Origin of the sequence: Kitasatospora sp. CM 4170 (assembly GCF_032110285.1) — a bacterium.
Classification (GTDB): Bacteria; Actinomycetota; Actinomycetes; order Streptomycetales; family Streptomycetaceae; genus Kitasatospora; species Kitasatospora aburaviensis.
On record NZ_CP134877.1, the window covers coordinates 6,227,501 to 6,251,236 of the forward strand.

Sequence of the window (23,736 nt, forward strand, 5' to 3'; positions counted from 1 at the left end):
CATTTCGGTGGGGCGAAGCTGAGAACTTAAGCGCCAGTAAACGGCGGTGGTAACTATAACCATCCTAAGGTAGCGAAATTCCTTGTCGGGTAAGTTCCGACCTGCACGAATGGCGTAACGACTTCTCGACTGTCTCAACCATAGGCCCGGTGAAATTGCATTACGAGTAAAGATGCTCGTTTCGCGCAGCAGGACGGAAAGACCCCGGGACCTTTACTATAGCTTGATATTGGTGTTCGGTTCGGCTTGTGTAGGATAGGTGGGAGACTTTGAAGCAGCAACGCCAGTTGTTGTGGAGTCGTCGTTGAAATACCACTCTGGTCGTGCTGGATGTCTAACCTGGGTCCGTGATCCGGATCAGGGACAGTGTCTGGTGGGTAGTTTAACTGGGGCGGTTGCCTCCTAAAGGGTAACGGAGGCGCCCAAAGGTTCCCTCAGCCTGGTTGGCAATCAGGTGTTGAGTGTAAGTGCACAAGGGAGCTTGACTGTGAGACTGACGGGTCGAGCAGGTACGAAAGTAGGGACTAGTGATCCGGCGGTGGCTTGTGGAAGCGCCGTCGCTCAACGGATAAAAGGTACCCCGGGGATAACAGGCTGATCTTCCCCAAGAGTCCATATCGACGGGATGGTTTGGCACCTCGATGTCGGCTCGTCGCATCCTGGGGCTGGAGTAGGTCCCAAGGGTTGGGCTGTTCGCCCATTAAAGCGGTACGCGAGCTGGGTTTAGAACGTCGTGAGACAGTTCGGTCCCTATCCGCTGTGCGCGTAGGAGTGTTGAGAAGGGCTGTCCCTAGTACGAGAGGACCGGGACGGACGAACCTCTGGTGTGCCAGTTGTTCTGCCAAGGGCATGGCTGGTTGGCTACGTTCGGGAGGGATAACCGCTGAAAGCATCTAAGCGGGAAGCCTGCTTCGAGATGAGCACTCCCACCTCCTTGAGAGGGTAAGGCTCCCAGTAGACGACTGGGTTGATAGGCCGGATATGGAAGCCCTGTGAGGGGTGGAGTTGACCGGTACTAATAGGCCGAGGGCTTGTCCTCAGTTGCTCGCGTCCACTGTGTTGTTCTGAAACAACGACCCCCACCGCTCTGCGGGTGGGTGGCAGATAGTTTCATAGTGTTTCGGTGGTCATAGCGTGAGGGAAACGCCCGGTTACATTCCGAACCCGGAAGCTAAGCCTCACAGCGCCGATGGTACTGCAGGGGGGACCCTGTGGGAGAGTAGGACGCCGCCGAACAATTCTTCTGAAGAACCCCCATCCGGGTCCCGGATGGGGGTTCTTCGCATTTCCGGCCGGTCAGAGCGCGAGTTTGAATCCGAGGTGCGACGCGACGAATCCGAGGCGCTCGTAGAAGCGGTGGGCGTCGGTGCGGGTCGCGTCGGAGGTGAGCTGGACGAGATCGGCGTCGAGCTCACGGGAGCGGTCGATCGCCCAGCGGATCAGCTCGGTCCCGAGCCCGTTCCCGCGCTCGTCGGCGTGTATCCGGACCGCCTCGATGATCGTACGGGTGGAGCCCTTGCGGGAGAGGCCGGGGACGACGGTCAGCTGGAGGGTGCCCACGGTCCGGCCGGTGCGTTCGGCGACGACGAGGTGCTGGTGCGGGTCGGCGTCGATCCGGGCGAAGGCCGTCCGGTAGGGGGTGAGGTCGTCGGGGCTCTCGCGGGTGGCGCCCAGGGGGTCGTCGGCGAGCATGGCCACTATCGCCGGCAGGTCGTCGGCGGTGGCCCGGCGGATCGTCAGGTCGGTCATGATCACAGCCTAGGCGGAGCCGCGGACCCCGCTGCAGCCGCTACCGGCACCCACACGCCCCCGCGGCCCCCGTTGCCGCCCCGCTGCCCCCGTCGGCGTCCTGAACGCCCCTGCAGGCCCTCCAGGCCCCGTGCGACGGGCTCGACGGGGCCCGTCCGGGCGGGTGACCTCCTGTCACCCGCTGGTCGCCGCACTGGTGATGACGGCGAACACGGCACCGTACGGGTCGGCGAGCCGGGCGAGCCGGCCGACGCCGTGCACGTCCGTCGGCGGGATCCGGACGGTCGCGCGGAGCCGCTCGGCGAGGGCGACGGCCGCGTCGACGTTGGGGACCTCGAAGTAGGGGAGCCAGTGCGAGCCGGTGCCGGCGGCGGTGTGCCCGGGGCTGAGCTGCATCAGGCCGCCGTGGGCGTCGTCGGTGCCGCCGCCGGCCGGGGTCAGGACGGTGTACATCGCCTCGCCGAGCGGGACGTCCTGCTCCTGCCAGGCGAAGACGGCGCGGTAGAAGGCCTTGGCCGCCTCGGCGTCGACGCTGTGGCACTCGGCCCAGCAGAACGTGCCGGGGTCGGTGACGGCCTCCAGACCGGGGGTCCGGCCGGGCTGGCGGACGGCGAACCGGGCTCCGGTGGAATCGGTGCAGTGGACCGTCCGGGCTTCGGCCAGGGTGGCGAGCGGGACGGCGGCCGCGGCGGCGGTCGCCGCGGCGTCGGACGCGGTGGTGTGGACGAGGCCGCCGGCGGTCTCCACCAGCTCGGCCGTCCGGTCGACGTCGAGGCTGCAGAAGGAGATCGTCCAGGCCGGGGCGCCGTCGTCCGGGCCGACCGGGCCGACCGCGGCGACGGTGCGGCCGTACTGGCGGAAGAGCCCGTGGGTGCCGTCCTCCGGGTCGGTGGCGGCGAAGGTCCAGCCGAGCACGGTGGCGTAGAAGGTCGCGGAGTCGGCGGTGTCCGGGCTGGTGAGGTCGAGCCAGTTGGGAGACCCGGGGGTGACGGCGGTGGTGAGCATGGCGGCACGGCTCCTTGGGCGGGCCCGTCGCCGCGGGGTCGCGGGCCGGGACGGAGATATCCCCCTCTACCGGTACCAGCCTGGCATCCGGCCACCGGCTGTCGCACCCGGGCGGTACGGTGCGTAGCGGAACTGCACCCGTACTGGTAAAGGGGGCCGGGTGGCCGGGCAGTCGCAGCAGTCGCCGGCGGGCCGGGCGGAACAGCCGCGCCAGCTCGCGCAGGTCGAGGGCGTGCTGGAGCGCATCACCTATGCGAACGAGGAGACGGGCTACACGGTGGCCCGGGTGGACACGGGGCGCGGGGTCAACGACCTGCTCACGGTGGTGGGCGCGCTGCTGGGCGCGCAGCCGGGGGAGTCGCTGCGGCTGCACGGGCGGTGGGGGTCGCACCCGCAGTACGGGCGGCAGTTCGTGGTGGAGAACTACACGACGGTGCTGCCGGCCACCGTCCAGGGGATCCGGCGCTACCTCGGGTCGGGGCTGATCAAGGGGATCGGGCCGCGGTTCGCCGAGCGGATCGTGGAGCGCTTCGGGGTGGACACCCTGGAGGTGATCGAGAACGAGCCGGGCCGGCTGATCGAGGTGCCGGGGCTCGGGCCGAAGCGGACGAAGAAGATCGCGGTGGCCTGGGAGGAGCAGAAGTCCATCAAGGAGGTGATGGTCTTCCTCCAGGGGGTCGGCGTGTCGACGTCGCTCGCGGTGCGGATCTACAAGCAGTACGGGGACGGCTCGATCGGGGTGGTGAAGCAGGAGCCGTACCGGCTGGCGTCGGACGTGTGGGGCATCGGCTTCCTGACGGCGGACCGGATCGCGCAGGCGGTCGGCATCCCGCACGACAGCCCGGAGCGGGTGAAGGCGGGGCTCCAGTACGCGCTGTCGCAGAGCAGCGACCAGGGGCACTGCTACCTGCCGGAGGAGCGGCTGATCGCGGACGGGGTGAAGCTGCTCCAGGTGGACGTGGGGCTGGTGATCGACTGCCTGACGGAGCTGGTGGCGGCGGAGGGGGTGGTGCGGGAGACGGTGCCGGCGGACGACGGCGAGCCGATCACCGCGGTGTACCTGGTGCCGTTCCACCGGGCGGAGATCTCGCTCTCCAACCAGTTGCTGCGGTTGCTGCGGGCGGACGCGGACCGGATGCCGTGGTTCGCGGACGTGGACTGGCCGGCCGCGTTGGGGTGGTTGGCGAAGAGGACGGGGGCGGAGCTGGCTCCGGAGCAGGAGCAGTCGGTGCGGCTGGCGCTGACCGAGAAGGTCGCGGTGCTGACGGGCGGTCCGGGCTGCGGGAAGTCGTTCACGGTGAAGTCGATCGTGACGCTGGCGCTGGCGAAGCGGGCGAAGGTGGTGCTGGCGGCGCCGACCGGCCGGGCGGCGAAGCGGCTGTCGGAGCTGACGGGGGTGGAGGCGTCCACGGTGCACCGGCTGCTGGAGCTGAAGCCGGGCGGCGACGCGGCGTACGACCGGGACCGGCCGCTGGACGCGGACCTGGTGGTGGTGGACGAGGCGTCGATGCTGGACCTGATCCTGGCGAACAAGCTGGTCAAGGCGGTGGCGCCGGGTGCGCACCTGCTGTTCGTGGGGGACGTGGACCAGCTGCCGTCGGTCGGTGCCGGCGAGGTGCTGCGGGACCTGCTGGCGGAGCGGAGCCCGATCCCGTCGGTGCGGCTGACCAGGATCTTCCGGCAGGCGCAGCAGTCCGGGGTGGTGACCAACGCGCACCGGATCAACGAGGGGCTGCCGCCGCTGACGGAGGGGATGGCGGACTTCTTCCTGTTCGTGGAGGACGACGCCGAGCGGGCGGCGGGGCTGACGGTGGACGTGGTGGCGCGGCGGATCCCGCAGCGGTTCGGGTACGACGCGCGGCGGGACGTGCAGGTGCTGGCGCCGATGCACCGGGGGCCGGCGGGTGCGGGGAACCTGAACACGCTGCTGCAGGCCGCGGTGACGCCGGCCCGGGAGGGGCTGGCGGAACGGCGGTTCGGCGGGCGGACGTTCCGGGTGGGGGACAAGGTCACCCAGATCCGGAACAACTACGACAAGGGGCGGAACGGGGTCTTCAACGGCACAGTGGGAGTGGTGACCGCGCTCAGTGCGGACGACCAGCGGTTGACCGTGCTGACCGACGAGGACGAGGAGGTGCCGTACGACTTCGACGAGCTGGACGAGCTGGCGCACGCGTACGCGGTGACGATCCACCGGTCGCAGGGGAGCGAGTATCCGGTGGTGGTGATTCCGGTCACCACGTCCGCGTGGACGATGCTCCAGCGGAACCTGCTCTACACGGCTGTGACCAGGGCGAGGAAACTGGTGGTGCTGGTGGGGTCACGGAAGGCGATCGGGCAGGCCGTTCGGGCTGTCAGCGCAGGTCGCAGGCACGCCGCCCTGGATCACCGGCTGGCCACTGGATGATTCTCCAACGGATGGTTGCCTCTATTGTTCTCTTGACGTGAAGAGATTTACGGCAGAGCCTGGGGTGGTGCCGATCTTGTCCGGTTCGTACCGGCTGGGGCGGCAGGTTTTGTAGGGGTGGTCCCTTTCGGGCCACCCCGGGTGCGCGGCTGTCCTCCAGATGGGGGATGGTAGAGACAGTCAGGGCACCTTGGAAGAGGATTCATTTCGTCGGTGAGGAAGACGTGAGCGACAACTCGGTAGTACTGCGGTACCAGGACGGCGAGTACGAGTACCCCGTCGTCGAGAGCACTGCGGGCAACGCCGGCTTCGACATCTCGAAGCTGCTCCCGCAGACCGGCCTGGTCACCCTGGACAACGGCTTCGGTAACACCGCCGCGTACAAGTCCGCGATCACCTTCGTGGACGGCGACAACGGCATCCTGCGGTACCGCGGCTACCCGATCGAGCAGCTCGCCGAGCGGGGCGGCTTCATCGAGACCGCGTACCTCCTGATCAACGGCGAGCTCCCGACGGCCGACCAGCTGTCGGAGTTCAACCGCGAGATCACCCAGCACACGCTGCTGCACGAGGACGTCAAGCGCTTCTTCCAGGGCTTCCCGCGGGACGCCCACCCGATGGCGATGCTGTCCTCGGTGGTCGGTGCGCTCTCCACCTTCTACCCGGAGAGCCACAACCCGTTCGACGCCGCCCAGCGGCACCTGTCGACGGTCCGCCTGCTGGCGAAGCTCCCGACCATCGCGGCCTACGCGTACAAGAAGGCGATGGGCCAGCCCTTCGTCTACCCGCGCAACGACCTGAGCTACGTCGAGAACCTCCTGCGGATGACGTTCGCCGTCCCCGCGGAGGACTACGAGCTCAACCCGGTCGTGGTCAACGCCCTGGACAAGCTGCTGATCCTGCACGCGGACCACGAGCAGAACTGCTCGACGTCCACCGTGCGCCTGGTCGGCTCCAGCCACGCCAACCTGTTCGCCTCGATCTCGGCCGGTATCTCGGCGCTCTGGGGCCCGCTGCACGGCGGCGCCAACCAGGCGGTGCTGGAGATGCTGGAGAGCATCCAGAAGGACGGCGGCGACGTCGACGCGTTCATCCGCAAGGTGAAGAACCGCGAGGACGGCGTCAAGCTGATGGGCTTCGGCCACCGCGTGTACAAGGCGTTCGACCCGCGCGCCGCGCAGGTCAAGCAGCTGGCGCACGAGGTCCTCAGCCAGCTCGGCAAGTCCGACGAGCTGCTGGAGATCGCGCTCAAGCTGGAGGAGCACGCGCTCCAGGACGACTTCTTCGTCTCGCGCAAGCTCTACCCGAACGTGGACTTCTACACCGGCCTGATCTACCGCGCCATGGGCTTCCCGACCAGCATGTTCACCGTGCTGTTCGCCCTCGGCCGGCTGCCGGGCTGGATCGCCCACTGGCACGAGATGATCAACGACCCGACCAGCCGGATCGGCCGTCCGCGCCAGATCTACACCGGCACCGCGATCCGCGACTACGTCGAGCTCGGCGACCGCTGATCCGCAACCGGTCACTGGCGCCTGACCGGTCGCTGACCAGGCCCCGCTGAGCCGGGACCGCCGACGTGGGACCTCGAAGGGCCCGGCCGCACTGCGCGGCCGGGCCCTTCGGCGTCCCGTCGCGAGGACGGGAGACAGACGGCGCACGACTCCGGGGCGGCGCAGCCCGGGACGGCCGCTCAAAGCGTCCCTGACCCGCCACACCCCGGCGCCGTGCGCGAAGGCCGCCGAACTCGGCGACCGTCCCGGGGCCCGCCGGAGCCCCGTCGGCGGCAGCGGTGGCCGTGCGGTGACGTGAAGCCGTTCACCACGCCGCCGCCCACCGAAAACTGCCGCACTACCAACCTAAGACGTATCAGGGTGCGAGAAGTTACGCCCGGGGGGTGTGAGCTGCCTCTCGCCACGCTCCGTGTGCGCGTGGTACCCCGCCCATACCACACCTTCCGGCGGCGGCGACGTCACCCTCCCCGCAGTCACGGCAACCGAGCGTGATAGGAATCGTGGCATTCCGGTACGGACCGCCCCGCACCCTCGCAGCGTGGCGGCGGAACTGGGGAGGGAGTGCGCAGATGGCCAGGAACGTGGTTGTCACCGGCGGTGGCACGGGGATCGGGTACGAGGTGGCGCGCCGCTTCGCCGACGCGGGCGAACGGGTCGTGATCGTGGGCCGCCGGCGAGCGGTGCTCGAACAGGCCGCGGCCGACCTGGGACCGAACGTCACCCCGCTGGTCTGTGACCTCGCGGATCCCGACGCCGTCGAGGCGGCACTCGGTGAACTGCCGGAGCAGATCGACGTGCTGGTCAACAACGCCGGCAGCCGGGAGACCGTGATCGGCGGCGGCCCGCACGCCCTGCTGGCCCGCTGGCGCGGTGACTTCGAGCGCAACGTGCTGACCGTGGTGCTGCTCACCGAGTCCATCCGCGACCGGCTCACCCAGGGCTCCGGCCGCGTGGTCACCATCAGCTCGATCGCCGCCCTGCGCGGGGCCGGCTCGTACGGGGCCGCCAAGGCTTCGCTGCACGCCTGGAACCACTTCCTCGCCGCCCAGCTCGGCGCCTCCGGCATCACGGCCAACATCGTCGCCCCGGGCACGGTGGCCGGCACCGAGTTCTTCGGCCCGCGCCTGGACGAGGCGGAGGTCTCCCGCCGGGCGGCCCGGACGCTGCTCGGCCGGATCGGGGAGACCGGCGAGGTCGCGGCGGCGGTCCACTTCCTGGCCTCGCCGGAGGCCGGTTTCATCACCGGGGAGATCCTGCACTGCAACGGCGGCGAGTTGCTCGGCCGCTGAGCGCCCGGAGCCGGCATGGCGAAGGCCCGTACCGCCGCGCGGTACGGGCCTTCGCCATGCCGGCCTCAGGAGGGCCGGAAGCGGCGCAGCCGGAGGCTGTTGGTGACCACGAAGACCGAGGAGAAGGCCATCGTGGCGCCGGCGATCATCGGGTTGAGCAGGCCGGCGGCGGCGAGCGGCAGGGCGGCGACGTTGTAGCCGAAGGCCCAGAAGAGGTTGCCCTTGATGGTGGCGAGGGTGCGGCGGGAGAGGCGGATGGCGTCGGCGGCGGCGCGCAGGTCGCCGCGGACGAGGGTGAGGTCGCCGGCCTCGATGGCGGCGTCGGTGCCGGTGCCCATGGCCAGGCCGAGGTCGGCCTGGGCGAGTGCGGCCGCGTCGTTGACGCCGTCGCCGACCATGGCGACGATCCGGCCCTCGGTCTGCAGCCGGCGGACGGCGTCGACCTTCTGTTCGGGCAGCACCTCGGCGATCACGTGCTCCGGGGCGATGCCGACCTCGGCGGCCACGGCGGCGGCCACGGCGGCGTTGTCGCCGGTGAGCAGCATCGGGGTCAGTCCGAGGGCCCGCAGTTCGGCGATCGCCTCGGCGCTGGTCGGCTTGACGGCGTCGGCGATCTCCAGGACGGCCCGGGCCGCGCCGTCCCAGCCGACCGCGACGGCCGTCCGGCCGGCGGCCTCCGCCGCGCGCTTGGCCTCCGCCAGCGCGGGCGGCAGCGGCTGGGAGAGGTCCGCCAGCAGGCCCGCGCGGCCCACGACCACGCGGTGGCCGTCCACCAGGCCCTGCACGCCGAGGCCGGGGAGGCTCTCGAAGTCCTCGACGGCGGGCAGGGTGCCGGTGCGCTCGGTGGCCGCGGCCGCGACGGCGGCGGCGATCGGGTGCTCGGAGACGTGTTCCAGCGCGCCGGCCAGCCGCAGCGCCTCGTGCTCGGTGACGCCCTCGGCGGTGCGCACGGCGAGCAGGGTCATCCGGCCGGTGGTCACGGTGCCGGTCTTGTCCAGCACGACGGTGTCCACCCGGCGGGTGCTTTCGAGGACTTCGGGGCCCTTGATCAGGACGCCGAGCTGGGCGCCGCGCCCGGTGCCGACCATCAGCGCGGTCGGGGTGGCCAGGCCGAGGGCGCACGGGCAGGCGATGATCAGCACGGCCACGGCCGCGGTGAACGCCTCGGTGGGGCTGTCGGTGACCAGCAGCCAGCCGACCAGCGTGCCGAGCGCGATCAGGATCACCACGGGCACGAAGACGGCGGAGATCCGGTCGGCCAGGCGCTGGGCGGCGGCCTTGCCGTTCTGGGCGTCCTCCACCAGCCGGGCCATCCGGGCGAGCTGGGTGTCCGCGCCGACCCGGGTGGCCTCCACCACCAGCCGGCCGCCGGCGTTCACGGTGGCGCCGGTGACGGCGTCACCCACCGCGACCTCGACCGGCACCGACTCGCCGGTCAGCATCGAGGCGTCCACGGCCGAGGCACCCTCGACCACCGTGCCGTCGGTGGCGATCTTCTCGCCCGGACGCACCACGAAGCGCATCCCGACGGCCAGCCGGTCGACCGGCAGCCGGACCTCGCGGCCGTGCTCCAGCACCGAGACGTCCTTGGCCCCGAGGTCGAGCAGCGCGTGCAGGGCGGCGCCGGCCCGGCGCTTGGAGCGGGCCTCCAGGTAGCGGCCGAGCAGGATCAGCACGGTGACGGCGGCGGCCGTCTCCAGGTACAGGGCGGACGAGGCGTCGGTGGCGCCGATCGAGAGCGAGAACTCGTGCTGCATCCCGGGCATGCCGGCGTGGCCCCAGAACAGGGCCCAGAAGGACCAGCCGAAGGCCGCCAGGGTGCCGAGCGAGACCAGGGTGTCCATGGTCGCCGCGCCGTGCCGGAGGTTGGTCCAGGCTGCGCGGTGGAACGGCAGCCCGCCGTGGACGACCACCGGGCCGGTGAGTGCGAAGGCCAGCCACTGCCAGTTGGTGAACTGCAGGGCGGGGACCATCGAGAGCAGGACCACCGGGACGCTGAGCACGGCGCTGATCAGCAGCCGGTCCAGCAGGGGGTCGGCCGGGCGCTGCTCCGCGGCGGCGCCGGTCGCGGCGGCCGGTTCGGCCGGCGCGGTGGCGGGCGGCGGCGGGAGCTCCGCGGTGTAGCCGGTGTTCTCGACGGTGGCGATCAGGTCGGCGACGCCGACCCCGGGCCCGAAGTCGATCCGGGCCTTCTCGGTGGCGAAGTTGACGGTGGCCTCGACGCCGTCCATCCGGTTGAGCTTCTTCTCGATCCGGGCCGCGCAGGACGCGCAGGTCATGCCGCCGATCGACAGCTCGACGCGGTCCCGGGCACCCGACCGGCCGTCGCCGTCGGCCGCGGCGGCGTCCGGGGCGGTGGTGCCCGGTGTGGAGGTGCTCATGGCGGATCAGCTCCTTGGTGAGGGCGGAGGGCGGAGGGCGATGGGCGGAGGGCGGGAGCCCGGGCGCGGACCCCCGCCGCGCGGCGCGGTCCGGGCTCAGGCGGTCCGGCCGACGAGCTCGTAGCCGGCCTCGTCGACGGCGGCGCGGACCAGCCCCTCGTCGAGCGGGGCGGCGGAGGAGACCGTCACGGTGCCGGCCTTGGCGTCGGCCGCCACCTCGGTGACGCCGGCCAGGGCGGAGAGCTCCTTGGAGACCGAGCTCTCGCAGTGGCCGCAGCTCATGCCGGTCACGGTGTAGGTGATGGTGCTGGACATCGGGGCCTCCGGTCTGTGCCGCCGCGGGCAGGCCGCCCGGGCTCTTCGTCTGATAACACCATACCCCTGCGGGGTATCACCAGCAGGAGGGGGTGGTGTGGCCCGGATCACCGGGCCGGCCGCGCCGCGGCCCGCGGTCCGAGAGCAGAGCGTATGCGCCTGGACACGCGGCGCTCGAATCCGCGCCCGGGCGGCGGTCGGATTCCCTCCTTGTGCGTCCGCTTCGGTCGTGCTGTCCGGAAAGGCGGGCGTGTCGGTACGGATCGGCCGGGTGGGGGCGGTGGATCGGCCTGCTCCGGGGTCCGTGTGCGATCGGGCGGGTGTGCGCGGGTGGGGGCATTGAATGTCCGTTATGTTCGATATGTGTTCTCGATCCGCCGATTCCGGATGCCCGCGCTCCCCACGGCCGCGGGGCTGTCGCCGGAGCGGCGCCGCGGCGCGCTGCTGGCCACCGACCTCCAGGACATCCCGTTCTGGCGCCGGGCCACCCCCGCGCTGCTCGCGATCGTCTTGGTCGGCATGGCCGACCTGCTCTCCGGCAAGGACCGCTACCTCGCGCCGCTGATGACGGTGGTGCCCGCCATCGCCGCACTCACCCTGCGGCCGGTCGAGCTGCTGCTCGTCTGCTCGCTCGGCTTCCTCGCGGTCTTCGGCCTCAGCCACTACGACGAGGTCGACAACGTCAACGACGAGCGCTTCCTCTACGGCGCCCTGGTCAGCTACGTGCTGCTGACCCTCTTCTCCGCCTGGGTCGCCAAGATCAGGATGCGCCGGGCGGCGGCCTTCGCGGCCGTCAGCTCGGTCGCCGAGGCCGCCCAGCGGGCGCTGCTCCGGCTCCCCGGTCCGGAGGTCGGACCGCTGCACCTCGCCGTCCGGTACGTCTCCGCGGCCGACGCCTCGCGGATCGGCGGGGACCTCTACTCGGTGCTGGAGACCCCGCACGGCACCCGGGTGGCGGTCGGGGACGTGCGCGGCAAGGGGCTCGGCGCGGTGCAGACCGCCGCCGTGGTGCTCGGCGCCTTCCGCGAGGCCGCCTACGACGAGGCCGGGCTGCGCGGGGTGGCCGCAAGGATCGAGGCCAGCGTCGAGCGGCACGCCCCCGACGGGGAGTTCACCACCGCGCTGTTCGCCGAGTTCCGCGCGCCCGGGGTGATGGAACTGCTCCAGTACGGGCACGTCGCGCCGATCCGGGTGGGCCCGGACGGCGGCGTGCACGTCCTGGACGCGCCCGACCCCTGGGTGCCGCTCGGCCTCGGCCGGCTGGCCACGGGCGAGCCGACCGCGTGGAACCAGCCGTTCGGGCACGAGGACGTGCTGGTGCTCTGCACCGACGGCGTCATCGAGGCCCGGCACCGGAAGAACGGCGAGTTCTACCCGCTGGCGGAGCGGGTCGGCCCGCTGGTCCGGGGCGCGGCCCGCTCCTCGGCGGAGCTGGAGGCGGCGGTCGGCCGGGTCTACGCCGACCTGCTGGAGCACACCGGCGGGGAGCTGCGGGACGACGCCCTGCTGCTCCTGATCACCCGGACCGATCGGGCCTGACGGGGCCGGCGGCCGACGGGGCCGCCGAGCCCGACGGCACGCGGGCGGGGACGGTGGGGTTTCCGGGGGCGGGCGACGCATCCGGCCGGGGCCTCGGGTCGGCGCCGCGGGTCAGGGCGTGGTGACGTCGGCCAGGGCGCGGAAGAGCAGGGCGGTGGAGGTCGCCCCCGGGTCCTGGTGGCCGACGCTGCGCGGGCCGAGGTAGGAGGCGCGGCCCTTGCGGGCCTGGAGCGGCACGGTGTCCCGGGCCCCCTGCTCGGCCGCGTCCGCCGCCGCGGCGGCGGCCTGCGGCAGGTCGGCGCCGGCCGCCACCGCCGCGCGGAAGGCGGCCAGGGCCGGGGTGTAGGCGTCCACGATGGTCTTGTCCCCGGGCTCGGCCTTGCCGAGGTCCCGGACCGCCTGCAGGCCGGCCGCGAGTGCGTCGCCGAAGCCGGCCGGGTCGGCGGGCTCGGGCAGGGCCGCGCCCAGGGCGCGGAAGGCCTTCCCGTACAGCGGGCCGGAGGCGCCGCCGACCTTGGAGATCAGCGTGGTGCCGGTCCTGGTCAGCACCGCTCCGGGGCCGGCCGGGTCGAGCCCGTCCAGCGCGGCCAGGACGGCGGTGAACCCGCGCTGCAGGTTGCTGCCGTGGTCGCCGTCGCCGATCGCGGAGTCCAGCTCGGTGAGCCGCTCCTGCTCCTCGCCGACGGCGGCGGCCGCCGCGCGGACCCAGGCCTGCGCGAGGCGGGTGTCGAAGTCCATGCCCTCTCCTTCCTGCGTTCCTGCGATCGGTCCCGGCGGCTCGGCCGCGCGGTCAGGCCCGCTTGAGGGCGGGGGTGTCCGCCGGGGCGTCCCAGAGCTCCAGCAGCCGGCCGTCGGCCTTGGTCAGGGTCAGCGAGAACCCCGCCATGTCCAGGCTGGTCACGTAGTTGCCGACCAGGTTCCGGGCCACCGTGACGCCGTGCTCGGACAGCCGCGCCGCCACCTCGCCGAAGACGATGTACAGCTCCAGCAACGGGGTGCCGCCGAGGCCGTTGACCAGGGCGATCACCTCGTCGCCGGCGGTCAGGTGGTGGTCGGCGAGGACGGTCTCCACCACCTCAGCGGCCAGCTCGCGGGCGGGCCGGAGCTTCTCGCGCCGGCGGCCGGGCTCGCCGTGGATGCCGACGCCGACCTCGATCTCGTCCTCCGGCAGGTCGAAGCCGGGCTTGCCGGCCGCCGGGACGGTCGCGGCGGTCAGCGCGATCGCGAACGACCGGGAGGCGGCGTTCACCCGCTCGCCCAGGGCGACCACCTCGTCCAGCGGGGCGCCGCGCTCGGCCAGGGCGCCGGCGATCTTCTCCACCAGCACGGTCGCGCCGGTGCCGCGGCGGCCGGCCGTCCAGGTCGAGTCCTCGACGGCGACGTCGTCGTCGACGAGCACCGTGCGGACCTCGATGCCCTCCTCGGCGGCCAGTTCGGCGGCGAGTTCGAAGTTCATCACGTCGCCGGTGTAGTTCTTGACGACGAAGACCACGCCGGCGCCGGAGTCCACGGCCTTGGCGGCGGCCAGCATCTGGTCCGGCACCGGGGAGGTGAACACCTCGCCCGGGCAGGCGGCGTCCAGCATGCCCGGGCCGACGAAGCCGCCGTGCAGCGGCTCGTGGCCCGAGCCGCCGCCGGAGACCAGGGCGACCTTCGGTGTGCTCGGGCGGACCGCGCGGGTGATCACCCGGTTGGCGAGGTCCACCGTCAACTCGGGGTGTGCGGCGGCGACTCCGGCCAGCGCGTCCTCCAGGACGCTCTCCGGGGTGTTGATCAGCTTCTTCAAAGCGCTTCGCTCCCTCGGCAGACGCTGCTGACCCGACGCTACGCCAGATGGGGGGTGGGGGGCGGTGCTGCGACACGCGGGTGACGGAGCAGGACGGACGGGACGCACGGGGCGGGGGCGGCGGGTGCCCGCGCCGTGCCGGGGGAGAGCGGGTGGCGGGGACACGCGGTCGGGTCACCCTTGCGGAGCAGCCGGTGGGCCGTAGGGTCGGCGGTATGAGCGACTACGTGGGCATCGTCCTGGTCTCGCACAGCCCGCAGTTGGCCGCCGGGCTGCGGCAGCTGCTGGGGGAGCTCGCCTCGGACGCGGTGCGGGTGGTGGTGGCGGCCGGGACCGAGGACGGCGGGCTCGGCACGAGCTACGACCTGATCGCCGGGGCCGTCGCGGAGGCGGACGCCGGGGCGGGCGTCGTGGTCCTCCCCGACCTCGGCAGCTCGGTGCTGACCGCCGTCACGGTGCTGGAGGACGAGCCCCGGCCCGGGGTGGTGCTGGTGGACGCGCCGTTCGTGGAGGGCGCCGTCTCGGCCGCGGTCACGGCCGCGACCGGGGCGGGGCTGGCGGAGGTGGTGGCGGCCGCCGAGGAGGCCCGCGGCTTCCGCAAGCTGTAGCTCCTGACCGTCGCCCGGGCGGTCCGCCGGCCGACCCGTCCGGCCGGGCCTACTTGGCGTCCGCGTAGCAGTCCACCACCGCGGTGGTGAGCGGGAAGCGGACCGGGGTGTCCCCGAAGACCAGCAGCCGGGCCTCGTCGGCCGCGGCGGCGACGGCGACGGCCACCTCGTCCGCGAGGTTGGCCGGGGTGTGCACCACCACCTCGTCGTGCTGGAAGAAGACCAGGTGCGGGCGGTCCGCGGGGCCGGCCACCGGCAGGGCGGCCAGCCGGCGGCGCAGCGCGGCGAGCAGGGCGAGCGCCCAGTCGGCGGCGCTGGCCTGGATCACGAAGTTGCGGGTGAAGCGCCCCCGGGCGCGGGCCGAGCGCCCGCCGGCGTCGCCGGCCGTCTCCGCCGCCTCGGTGAGGTCGAGCCAGTCGGCGGAGGGCGGCGGGCAGACCCGGCCCAGCCGGGAGGCGACCACGCCGCCGTCCTCGCCGGTGCGGGCGGCCGCCTCGACGTAGCCCATGGCGGCCGGGTAGCGGTGGCGCAGGGTGTTCAGCAGCGGGCCGATGTCGCCGCTGGTCTGGCCGTACATGGCGCCGAGCAGGCCGAGCTTGGCCTTGTCGCGGTCCCCGTGGAAGGCGGAGGCGGCGAGCGCCTCGTACAGGTCGCCGCCGGCGGCGGTGCGGGCCAGGCCGGCGTCCTGGGAGAGGGCGGCGAGGACGCGCGGCTCCAACTGGGCGGCGTCGGCGACGACCAGCAGCCAGCCCGGGTCGGCGACCACGGCGCGGCGCAGGATGCGCGGGATCTGCAGGGCGCCGCCGCCCCGGCTGGCCCAGCGTCCGGACACCACGCCGCCGACCACGTACTCGGGGCGGAACCGCCCGCCGCGGGCCCAGGCGTCCTGCCAGGCCCAGCCGTGCGCGGTGTGGATCCGGGAGAGCTCCTTGTAGCGGACCAGCAGCCGGGCGGCCGGGTGGTCCACCCCCTTCAGCTCCCAGGAGCGGGTGGAGCCGAGCTGGATGCCCCGGTCGGCGAAGGCCCGCAGCACCTGGGTGTGCGAGTCGGGGTTGAACGGGCGACCGCCGAGGGCCTGCTGGAGCTCGGCGGCGAGGTCGGCGAGGATCCTGGGCCGGCTGCCGGGGACGCCCGGGCGCGGGCCCAGCAGCTCGGTGAGCAGCCGGTCGTGGATGTCGGCGCGCCAGGGCAGGCCGTCGTACGCCATCTCGGCGGCCACCAGGGCGCCGGCCGACTCGGCGGCGACCAGCAGCCGGAACCGGGCGCGGGCGCCGTCGTCCCGGATCGCGGTGAGCCGGCGCTGCTGTTCGGCGTGGACGGCCACCACCGCGGCCAGCGGGTCGGCCCCGGGCGGCAGCTGGAGCCGGTCGGGGGCGAAGAGGGTGTCCTGGCCGTCGTCGGACTCGGCGGAGCCGGGCTCGGGCAGGTCGGGCGGGACGGGCAGGCCGTGGAGCCGGGCCCAGGCGGCGCCGAGCGAGCGCGGCGCGCCGAACCGGCCCTCGTGGGCCAGCAACAGCGCCTCGACCAGCCGCAGGTCGTGGCAGCGGGCGAGCCGGTCGGGCAGCCGGGGGAGCAGGGGGGCGTAGGCGCTGTCGGCGGCGGCCCAGACCCAGCGGACGGTGCCGTCCCGCTCGGCGGCGGCGACGGCGGCGGCGAGGTCGGGGGCGGTGGCCGGCGGGCCGAGCGGGGTGCCGGCGTCGTCGAGGGGCTGCAGCCGCCCGCCCGGGCCGTGCGGGTCGGGGACGAGGGCGATCCGGGGCGCCACGCGGGCTTCTCCTCTCGGGCGGACGGACGGGGACCTCGACGGTAACCCGTGGGTACGACAGCCGGTCGGCAGCGGGGCGCCGGCCGCCGGTCGGGGCCGACGCGGCGGGCCTGCGGCGGGGGCGCGTCGGAGGGGTACGGGTCGGGCGCGCGGCTCGGGCGCGTGGTCCGGGCGGTGCGCCGGGGCCGGTGCGGTGCGCCGTCGAGCCGGCCGGGTGGCGTAGGCAGGGCCGGTGCCAGCGCGTAGGGTCGGCCGAATGACGGAGAACCCCTTCTTCAAGCCCAGCACCCTGGCGTACGAACTGCCGCCCTTCGCCGAGATCCGGGAAGAGCACTACCTGCCCGCCTTCGAGCGCGGAATGGCCGAGCAGCTCGCGGAGATCGGTGAGATCACCGCCAACCCGGAGCCGCCGACCTTCGAGAACACGCTGATCGCGCTGGAGCGCTCCGGCGCCCTGCTGCGCCGGGTCAGGGTGGTCTTCGAGAACCAGAGCTCGGCGGACACCACGCCCGGGGTGGACGGTGTGGACGCCGAGATCAGCCCGCGGCTGGCGGCGCACCGGGACGCGATCCACCTGGACGCGGCCCTGTTCGCCCGGATCGAGGAGCTGTACGAGCGCCGCGCCGAGCTGGGGCTGGACCAGGAGTCACTGCGGCTGCTGGAGCGGCGGCACACCGCCTTCGTCCGGGCCGGCGCCCGGCTGGACGCCGACCGGCAGCACCGGTTGCGCGGGCTGAACGCCGAACTGGCCACCGCCTCCGCGGTGTTCCGGCAGAACGTGGCGGCCGACTCGAAGGCCCGGGCGCTGGTGGTGGACTCCGCCGAGGAGCTGGCCGGCCTCTCGCCGGACGAGGTCGCCGCCGCGGCCGAGAACGGCCGGGCGCTCGGGCACGACGGCAAGTACGTGCTCAGCCTGAAGAACTTCTCCAACCAGAGCGAGCTGGCCTCCCTCACCGACCGCTCGGTGCGCGAGCGCCTGCTGGCGGCCTCGCTGGGCCGCGCCGTCGCGACCAACGGGCCGCTGGCGATCCGGATGTCCGCGCTGCGCGCCGAGCGGGCCCGGCTGCTCGGGTACGACACGCACGCCGCGTACGTCGTGGCGGACGAGACCGCGGGCAGCGTCGACGCGGTGGACGCGCTGCTGGCCCGGCTGGTGCCCCCGGCGGTGGCCAACGCCCGCCGGGAGGCCGCCGAACTGGCCAAGCTGGCCGCGGCCGACGGGATCGAGGAGATCGCCGCCCACGACTGGGCGTACTACTCGGAGCAGGTCCGGCAGTCCTCGTACCAGGTGGACGCCGGGGCGCTGCGCCCGTACTTCGAGCTGGAGCGGGTGCTGCGGGACGGCGTCTTCTTCGCCGCCAACCTGGCCTACGGGGTGACCTTCACCGAGCGCACCGACCTCGTCGCCTACCACCCGGACGTGCGGGTCTTCGAGGTGTTCGAGGAGGACGGCGGCTCGCTGGGGCTCTTCCTCGGGGACTTCCACGCCCGGGCGTCCAAGCGCGGCGGGGCCTGGATGGACGAACTGGTGACCCAGTCGGGGCTGCTGGGGCAGCGGCCGGTGGTGTACAACAACCTGAACGTCGCCCGCCCGGCGCCGGGTGAGCCGGTGCTGCTCTCCTGGGACGAGGTGCGCACGCTGTTCCACGAGTTCGGGCACGCGCTGCACGGGCTCTTCTCGGACGTGCGCTACCCGTACTTCGCCGGTACCGACGTGCCGCGGGACTTCGTCGAGTTCCCCTCGCAGGTGAACGAGATGTGGATGGTCCGGCCCGAGGTGCTGGCCAACTACGCCCGGCACCACGTGACGGGCGAGCCGCTGCCGACCGAGCTGGTCGAGCGGATGGCGGCGGCCGAGGGCTTCGGGCAGGGCTTCCGGACCGTCGAGTACCTGGCGGCGGCGCTGCTGGACTGGGCCTGGCACAGCGTGCCGGAGGGCCAGGAGGTGGCGGACGCCGAGGAGTTCGAGGCGGCGGCGCTGGCGAAGGCGGGGCTGGCGGTGGCGGCGATCCCGCCGCGCTACCGGACGGCGTACTTCTCGCACATCTTCTCGGGCGGCTACAGCGCGGGCTACTACGCGTACATCTGGTCCGAGGTGCTGGACGCCGAGACGGTGGACTGGTTCGAGCGGAACGGCCGCAGCGTGCGGGAGAGCGGCGAGGTGTTCCGCCGCGAGCTGCTCTCGCGCGGGGACAGCCGGGACGCGCTGGACTCCTTCCGCGCGGTGGTCGGGCGCGACCCGCAGCCCGGCCCGCTGCTGGCCCGCCGCGGCCTGGCCTAGCTGTACTGACCACGGAGGTTGGTGACAGGGCTCACGGCGTGGTGATCTTGAAATGAGTGAGGGCCTTCTGGCTCGGTGTGGATTGCGACATCTGCACCTCAGCCAGAAAGGCCCTCATGCCACACCGTAACGCACCGCTGACCGAGACCGGACGCCTGCGCCTGGCCCGCTGCGTGGTCGACGACGGCTGGCCGTTGCGGCGGGCCGCCGAGCGCTTCCAGGTCTCGCCCACCACGGCCAAGCGCTGGGCGGACCGCTACCGGGCGCTGGGCGAGGCCGGTATGAGCGACCTCTCCAGCCGCCCGCACCGCAGCCCCCGGCGGACCCCGTCGCGCACCGAGCGGCGGATCATCAAGGTCCGCGTCCTGCGCCGCTGGGGCCCGGCCCGCATCGCCTACCTGCTGCGGCTCAACCCAGCGACCGTGCACCGCGTGCTGACCCGCTACCGGCTCGCCCGCCTGGCCCACCTGGACCGCGCGACCGCTCGCCCGGTGCGGCGCTACGAACGCGCCGCACCGGGCGAGTTGGTCCACGTCGACATCAAGAAGCTCGGCAACATCCCCGACGGCGGCGGCCACAAGATCCTGGGCCGTGAGGCCGGCCGCAAGACCCGTTCCGGCGCGGGCTACAGCTACCTCCACAACGCCGTGGACGACCACTCCCGCCTGGCCTACAGCGAGATCCTGCCCGACGAGCGCAAGGAGACCGCCACCGCCTTCTGGGCCCGGGCAAGCGAGTTCTTCGCCCGGGCCGGGATCGCCGTCCAGCGCGTGCTGACCGACAACGGCTCCTGCTATCGCTCCCGGACCTGGCGCGATGCCCTCGCGGCCGAAGGCATCACGCACAAGCGAACCCGGCCCTACCGGCCCCAGACCAACGGCAAGGTCGAACGCTTCAACCGCACCCTGCTCGACGAATGGGCCTACGCCAGGCCCTACCGCACCGAACAGGAACGCCGCGACGCCTACCCCGCCTGGCTCCACACCTACAATCACCACCGCGGACACACAGCACTCGCAGGCAAGCCACCCGCCAGCCGCGTCCCCAACCTCACGAGTCAGAACACCTAGCCAGGGCCTGTCTTCAAACCCCCGCCTGCGGGTCGACGCCGGGGCACGCACGCCCCCAGCCTTCGGCCGGGAGGTACCCCCACGCCGCGTTGTCGTCGGTCGCCGATGGCCCCCAGCCTCCGGCCGGGAGGTGCCCCCACCTCCGCCTTGCGATGCACGCACCCTAACGCCGACCCGCCCGCCCTCCGGGCGGACGACGGGGGTTTGAAGACAGGCCCTCCGCCGCGGGGCTCAGCGGGGCGTGAGGGTGACCGTGACCGGGGTGCCCGGGCGGGCGTGCGGGAGGCGGATCCGGGCGGTGCCGGCACGGTCGCCGACCGGCTGGTCGACCTCGACCCGGGCACCGGCCGGCACCACGTCGACCCGCACGCCGGCGGGGAACGCCGAGGCGGGCAGGGCGAGTTCGGTGCTGTGGCCGGTGCCGTCGGCCCGGTAGCGCACGGTGTGGCCGCCCGCGGTGGCGGTGGTGGCCGGGTCCGTCCCGGCGACCGCCACCGGGTAGGGGCCGAAGGCGGGCTCGTCGCCGGGGGCGGGTCGGCCGGCCGGGTCGAGCGCGCAGTAGCCGCCGTTGCCCCGGCACCAGTACCACATGGCCCAGCCGGCGGCGAAGCCGTCCATGGCCGCGACCTGGCGGCGGACCAGCTGGGCGTTGCCGGGCCTGCGGGAGTCCGGCGGGCCCCACTCGCCGACCAGGACCGGCAGGCGGTGTTCGGCCGGGTACGCGGTGATCGCGGCGGTGTAGTTCTCGACGAAGCCGCCGGCCGGGTCCCAGTCGGCGCCGGACTCGACGGCGGTGTCGTAGAAGTGCGGCGCGTAGCCGATCCGGGCCGCGCCGGGGCGCGGGTCGGTGAAGCCGGGCAGCCGGGTGGGCACGCCCTGGCCGACCAGGACGGTGGGTTCGACGAACAGCCAGGCGCGGGTGTCGACCCGGCGCACGGCCCGGATCAGCCGGCGGTACATGTCGGCGAGCCGGCCCTGTTCGAGGGCGGCCGCGGAGGCGGCGAGGACGGCCGGGTCGGTCGGGTCGCCGTCCACCGGGCCGAACGGCTCGTTGAACAGGTCGTAGCCCAACAGCGAGCGGTGGACGCGCAGTTCGCGGGCGAGCCGGGTGTAGAAGTCGGCCTGCCAGGTGCGCAGGTCGGCGTCGTCGTAGAGGTGGCGGAAGGCGGCCTGGACGGCGGGCTGGAAGTAGCCGGCGAACCAGTCGTCCGGGTCCGGGGTGAACGGCAGGTCGTCGTCGCGGGTGGCCCAGACCGGGATGCCGCGGTCGCCGCCGCCGAACTTCGGCCCGTAGACGTCCTGGTGGAAGTCGACCAGGGCCAGCACGCCGTACCGGTCGGCCCAGCCGAGGACGCGGTGCAGCCGGCGCAGCTCGGCCTCGTCGAGGCGGCCGCGCTGCGGCTCCAGCCTGGTCCAGGAGACGGCGACCCGGATCAGCGTGAAGCCCCGGTCGGCGATGCCCTTGACGTCCTGTTCGGTGGCCTCGGCGTACTTGTCGAGGTTGAAGCCGCGCAGGGGGAGGCGGCGGCCGGCGGAATCGGTGAGGCTGGTACGGCCGTCGGCGGCGGTGGCCGTACCGGTCGGGAAGGCGGCCTCGCGGGGTGCCGACCGGGCCTCGGCCGGGCCGGCGGTGAGCGGGGTCACCGCGGCGGTGGCGGCGAGCAGGAGGGCAACGGCGGTGCGGCGTAAGCGCATCGGGACCTCGGGGGGATCGCTCCGGCTGGGGGTGGGGCCCGATGATGCCCGGATCGCCGTGTACCGCACAAGAGTCGCGTACCGCACGGGAGCCGGGGACTTCGGCGAAGCCCCGGCCGGCGCCGGGGAGCGGACGTGTGCCGGCACCTCGGCCCCGCCGGCTCGGCCTCCGGCGTCTCGGCCCCCCGGCGGGGCGGCTCAGGCCGGCGGGGCGTCCGCGGCCGGGGCCGGGGCCGGGAGGACGGCGGTGGGCAGGTCGGCGGCGGCCGCGAGCCGGCCCCAGAGCAGGTCGGCGAGCGCCTGCACCATCCGGGTCCGCGAGCAGGGTCTGGTCTCCAGCCACCAGTCCCCGGCCGCCAGGACCATGCCGGTGATGCCCCGCCCCCAGGCCTCGGCGAGGAGTTCGCGGTCGGCGCCGAGGTCGACCTGGTTGTCGACGGCCCGGGTGATCTCCTCGGCGATCTGCCGCAGCGCCGGGGCGAGCGCGTGCCCGGCGCCGCTCGGGTCGCCGGGCTCGGGGTGGGTGAGCAGCCGGTACACCTGCGGGCGGGCCTCGATGCCGGACAGGTAGGTGTCCAGCACGTGCTCGACCCGGTCGCGCCGCTCCAGCGGCTCGTTGAGCGCGGCCCGGACGGCGGCCAGCAGGCCGCTGGTGTGGCGTTCGGTCAGGGCCCGGATCAGCCCGTTCCGGTCGCCGAAGTGGCGGTACAGGATCGGCTTGGTGATGCCGGCCTCGGCGGCGATGGCGTTCATGCTGGCGCTCGGGCCGTCCCGCTGGATCACCCGGTCGGCGGCGTTGAGCAGCTGCTCCCGGCGCGGTTCGTCGGCGGGCGGCATGGGGGCTCCTGACGGTTCTGGCCGGCGGGTCGCGGCTTCGGGGGCGTGGTCCGGCGTGGTCCGGGCCGCGGTGTGCGGGGCGTTGACATTCCTACCTATGAGTAGCAGACTCCGGCGATGTTACCGCCGGTAACACCTGACCGACACCGCTTCAGCGCCCACCGCCCGGCCCGGAGTCCGGGGCGGGGGCCGCCGCTCCCACCGGAGGCATCATGAGCACGTTCTCGCTGGACCCGGGCGCGGACCAGCTCGCCGTACGCGACTGGCTGCACGGCTTCGCCGCCGACGTGATGCGCCCGGCCGCCGCCGAGTGGGACGAGCGGGAGGAGACCCCGTGGCCGGTCATCCAGGAGGCGGCCAAGCTCGGCATCTACTCCCTGGACTTCTACGCCCAGCAGTACTTCGACCCCTCCGGAGTCGGCATCCCGATCGCCATGGAGGAGCTGTTCTGGGGCGACGCCGGCATCGGCCTGTCCATCGTCGGCACCACGCTCGCGGCGGTCGCCGTCCTGGCCAACGGCACCGAGGAGCAGATCGGCACCTGGGCCCCGCAGATGTTCGGCACGCCGGAGGACGTCAAGGTGGCCGCGTTCTGCTCCTCCGAGCCGGACGCCGGCTCGGACGTCTCGGCGCTGCGCACCCGGGCGGTCTACGACGAGGCCAAGGACGAGTGGGTGCTCAACGGCACCAAGACCTGGGCCACCAACGGCGGGATCGCCGCCGTGCACGTGGTGGTGGCCACCGTCGACCCGGCGCTCGGGGCGCGCGGCCAGGCCTCCTTCGTGGTGCCGCCGGGCACGCCCGGGCTGAGCCAGGGCCAGAAGTTCAAGAAGCACGGCATCCGCGCCTCGCACACCGCCGAGGTCGTCCTGGACGGCGTCCGGCTGCCCGGCCACTGCCTGCTCGGCGGCAAGGAGAAGCTGGACGAGCGGCTGGCCCGGGCCCGCGAGGGCACGAAGCGGGCGGCCGGCAAGGGCAACGCCGCAATGGCCACCTTCGAGGCCTCCCGGCCGGCGGTCGGGGCCCAGGCGATCGGCATCGCGCGGGCCGCGTACGAGGTGGCGCTGGACTACGCCAGGACCCGGGTGCAGTTCGGCCGCCCGATCATCGACAACCAGGGCGTGGCCTTCCAGCTGGCCGACATGAAGACCCGGATCGACGCCGCCCGGCTGCTGGTCTGGCGCGCGTCCTGGATGGCGGCCAACAACCAGCCGTTCACCGCCGCCGAGGGCTCGATGTCCAAGCTGTACGCGGGCGAGACCGCCAAGTGGGTCACCGCGCAGGCGATGCAGATCCTCGGCGGCAACGGCTTCACCCGCGAGTACCCGGTGGAGCGGATGCACCGGGACAGCGCGATCTACTCGATCTTCGAGGGCACCAGCGAGATCCAGCGCCTGGTCATCGCCCGCGCCATCTCCGGCATGCCGATCCGCTGACGGCCCCCGCGCGACCCCGGCCGGGTTCCCGACGGCCCGCCTCCCGGCTCCGGCCGGGG

Annotated in this window: 17 protein-coding genes and 2 rRNA genes (1 of these 19 running past the window's edge); 10 read left to right on the forward strand and 9 right to left on the reverse strand. The window is 73.3% G+C overall.

What is annotated here, in order from left to right; genetic code table 11:
• Positions 1-1,039, forward strand: a 23S ribosomal RNA gene (locus RMN57_RS26545) (it extends 2,082 nt beyond the left edge of the window).
• A gap of 80 nt (positions 1,040-1,119) precedes the next feature.
• Positions 1,120-1,236: ribosomal RNA gene (gene rrf, locus RMN57_RS26550) — 5S ribosomal RNA — on the forward strand.
• A 60-nt stretch (positions 1,237-1,296) separates the two neighbouring features.
• Here the strand turns inward: rrf and RMN57_RS26555 are convergent.
• Positions 1,297-1,749 (reverse strand): GNAT family N-acetyltransferase, encoded by a 453-nt coding sequence (locus RMN57_RS26555; RefSeq protein WP_313765809.1) that lies wholly within the window; start codon positions 1,747-1,749, stop codon positions 1,297-1,299.
• 174 nt (positions 1,750-1,923) lie between these two features.
• Positions 1,924-2,754, reverse strand: coding sequence for a VOC family protein (locus RMN57_RS26560; RefSeq protein WP_313765810.1), 831 nt, complete (start codon positions 2,752-2,754; stop codon positions 1,924-1,926).
• 160 nt (positions 2,755-2,914) lie between these two features.
• On the opposite strand from RMN57_RS26560, the gene RMN57_RS26565 reads away from it, so the two are divergent.
• From RMN57_RS26565 to RMN57_RS26575, 3 genes are all read left to right on the forward strand, one after another.
• Positions 2,915-5,161 carry an ATP-dependent RecD-like DNA helicase gene (locus RMN57_RS26565; RefSeq protein WP_313765811.1) on the forward strand — a complete coding sequence of 749 codons (2,247 nt, stop codon included), beginning with the start codon at positions 2,915-2,917 and terminating at the stop codon, positions 5,159-5,161.
• Positions 5,162-5,385: 224 nt separating this feature from the next.
• The gene (locus RMN57_RS26570) at positions 5,386-6,675 is read left to right on the forward strand and encodes a citrate synthase (protein WP_313765812.1); all 1,290 of its coding nucleotides are present in this window, start codon (positions 5,386-5,388) and stop codon (positions 6,673-6,675) included.
• Positions 6,676-7,244: 569 nt separating this feature from the next.
• Entirely contained in the window at positions 7,245-7,964 is a 720-nt protein-coding gene (locus tag RMN57_RS26575; protein ID WP_313765813.1) for an SDR family oxidoreductase, read from the forward strand.
• Between the two features lie 65 nt (positions 7,965-8,029).
• Here the strand turns inward: RMN57_RS26575 and RMN57_RS26580 are convergent, their stop codons facing one another.
• Both RMN57_RS26580 and RMN57_RS26585 read right to left on the reverse strand, forming a co-directional pair.
• Entirely contained in the window at positions 8,030-10,345 is a 2,316-nt protein-coding gene (locus RMN57_RS26580; RefSeq protein WP_313765814.1) for a heavy metal translocating P-type ATPase, read from the reverse strand.
• A gap of 96 nt (positions 10,346-10,441) precedes the next feature.
• Positions 10,442-10,660, reverse strand: a complete 219-nt coding sequence (locus RMN57_RS26585; protein WP_313765815.1) for a cation transporter — start codon at positions 10,658-10,660, stop codon at positions 10,442-10,444.
• A gap of 363 nt (positions 10,661-11,023) precedes the next feature.
• Between RMN57_RS26585 and RMN57_RS26590 the strand changes: the two genes are divergently transcribed.
• Complete coding sequence (locus RMN57_RS26590) at positions 11,024-12,199, forward strand: PP2C family protein-serine/threonine phosphatase (RefSeq protein WP_313765816.1); 1,176 nt, start codon at positions 11,024-11,026, stop codon at positions 12,197-12,199.
• A gap of 111 nt (positions 12,200-12,310) precedes the next feature.
• Here the strand turns inward: RMN57_RS26590 and dhaL are convergent, their stop codons facing one another.
• Positions 12,311-12,937, reverse strand: coding sequence for a dihydroxyacetone kinase subunit DhaL (gene dhaL / locus RMN57_RS26595; RefSeq protein WP_313765817.1), 627 nt, complete (start codon positions 12,935-12,937; stop codon positions 12,311-12,313).
• 52 nt (positions 12,938-12,989) lie between these two features.
• Positions 12,990-13,985 (reverse strand): dihydroxyacetone kinase subunit DhaK, encoded by a 996-nt coding sequence (gene dhaK / locus RMN57_RS26600; protein ID WP_313765818.1) that lies wholly within the window; start codon positions 13,983-13,985, stop codon positions 12,990-12,992.
• Positions 13,986-14,200: 215 nt separating this feature from the next.
• Here dhaK and dhaM point away from each other — a divergent pair, with 215 nt between their 5' ends.
• Positions 14,201-14,593: a dihydroxyacetone kinase phosphoryl donor subunit DhaM gene (gene dhaM / locus RMN57_RS26605; protein WP_313765819.1), complete on the forward strand. Its 393-nt coding sequence runs from the start codon at positions 14,201-14,203 to the stop codon at positions 14,591-14,593.
• Between the two features lie 49 nt (positions 14,594-14,642).
• Here the strand turns inward: dhaM and RMN57_RS26610 are convergent, their stop codons facing one another.
• Entirely contained in the window at positions 14,643-16,358 is a 1,716-nt protein-coding gene (locus RMN57_RS26610; RefSeq protein WP_313765820.1) for a bifunctional 3'-5' exonuclease/DNA polymerase, read from the reverse strand.
• 256 nt (positions 16,359-16,614) lie between these two features.
• Between RMN57_RS26610 and RMN57_RS26615 the strand changes: the two genes are divergently transcribed.
• Complete coding sequence (locus RMN57_RS26615; protein ID WP_313765821.1) at positions 16,615-18,639, forward strand: M3 family metallopeptidase; 2,025 nt, start codon at positions 16,615-16,617, stop codon at positions 18,637-18,639.
• 116 nt (positions 18,640-18,755) lie between these two features.
• A complete protein-coding gene (locus RMN57_RS26620; RefSeq protein ID WP_313761509.1) occupies positions 18,756-19,709 on the forward strand; it encodes an IS481 family transposase in 954 nt (317 codons plus the stop codon).
• Positions 19,710-19,940: 231 nt separating this feature from the next.
• Here RMN57_RS26620 and RMN57_RS26625 read toward each other — a convergent pair whose 3' ends face one another.
• Together RMN57_RS26625 and RMN57_RS26630 are read right to left on the reverse strand one after the other, a co-directional pair.
• Positions 19,941-21,404 carry a cellulase family glycosylhydrolase gene (locus tag RMN57_RS26625; protein WP_313765822.1) on the reverse strand — a complete coding sequence of 488 codons (1,464 nt, stop codon included), beginning with the start codon at positions 21,402-21,404 and terminating at the stop codon, positions 19,941-19,943.
• Between the two features lie 198 nt (positions 21,405-21,602).
• Positions 21,603-22,241 carry a TetR family transcriptional regulator gene (locus RMN57_RS26630; protein WP_313765823.1) on the reverse strand — a complete coding sequence of 213 codons (639 nt, stop codon included), beginning with the start codon at positions 22,239-22,241 and terminating at the stop codon, positions 21,603-21,605.
• 212 nt (positions 22,242-22,453) lie between these two features.
• Here RMN57_RS26630 and RMN57_RS26635 point away from each other — a divergent pair, with 212 nt between their 5' ends.
• The gene (locus RMN57_RS26635) at positions 22,454-23,677 is read left to right on the forward strand and encodes an acyl-CoA dehydrogenase family protein (RefSeq protein WP_313765824.1); all 1,224 of its coding nucleotides are present in this window, start codon (positions 22,454-22,456) and stop codon (positions 23,675-23,677) included.
• The last annotated feature ends 59 nt before the right edge of the window (positions 23,678-23,736 follow it).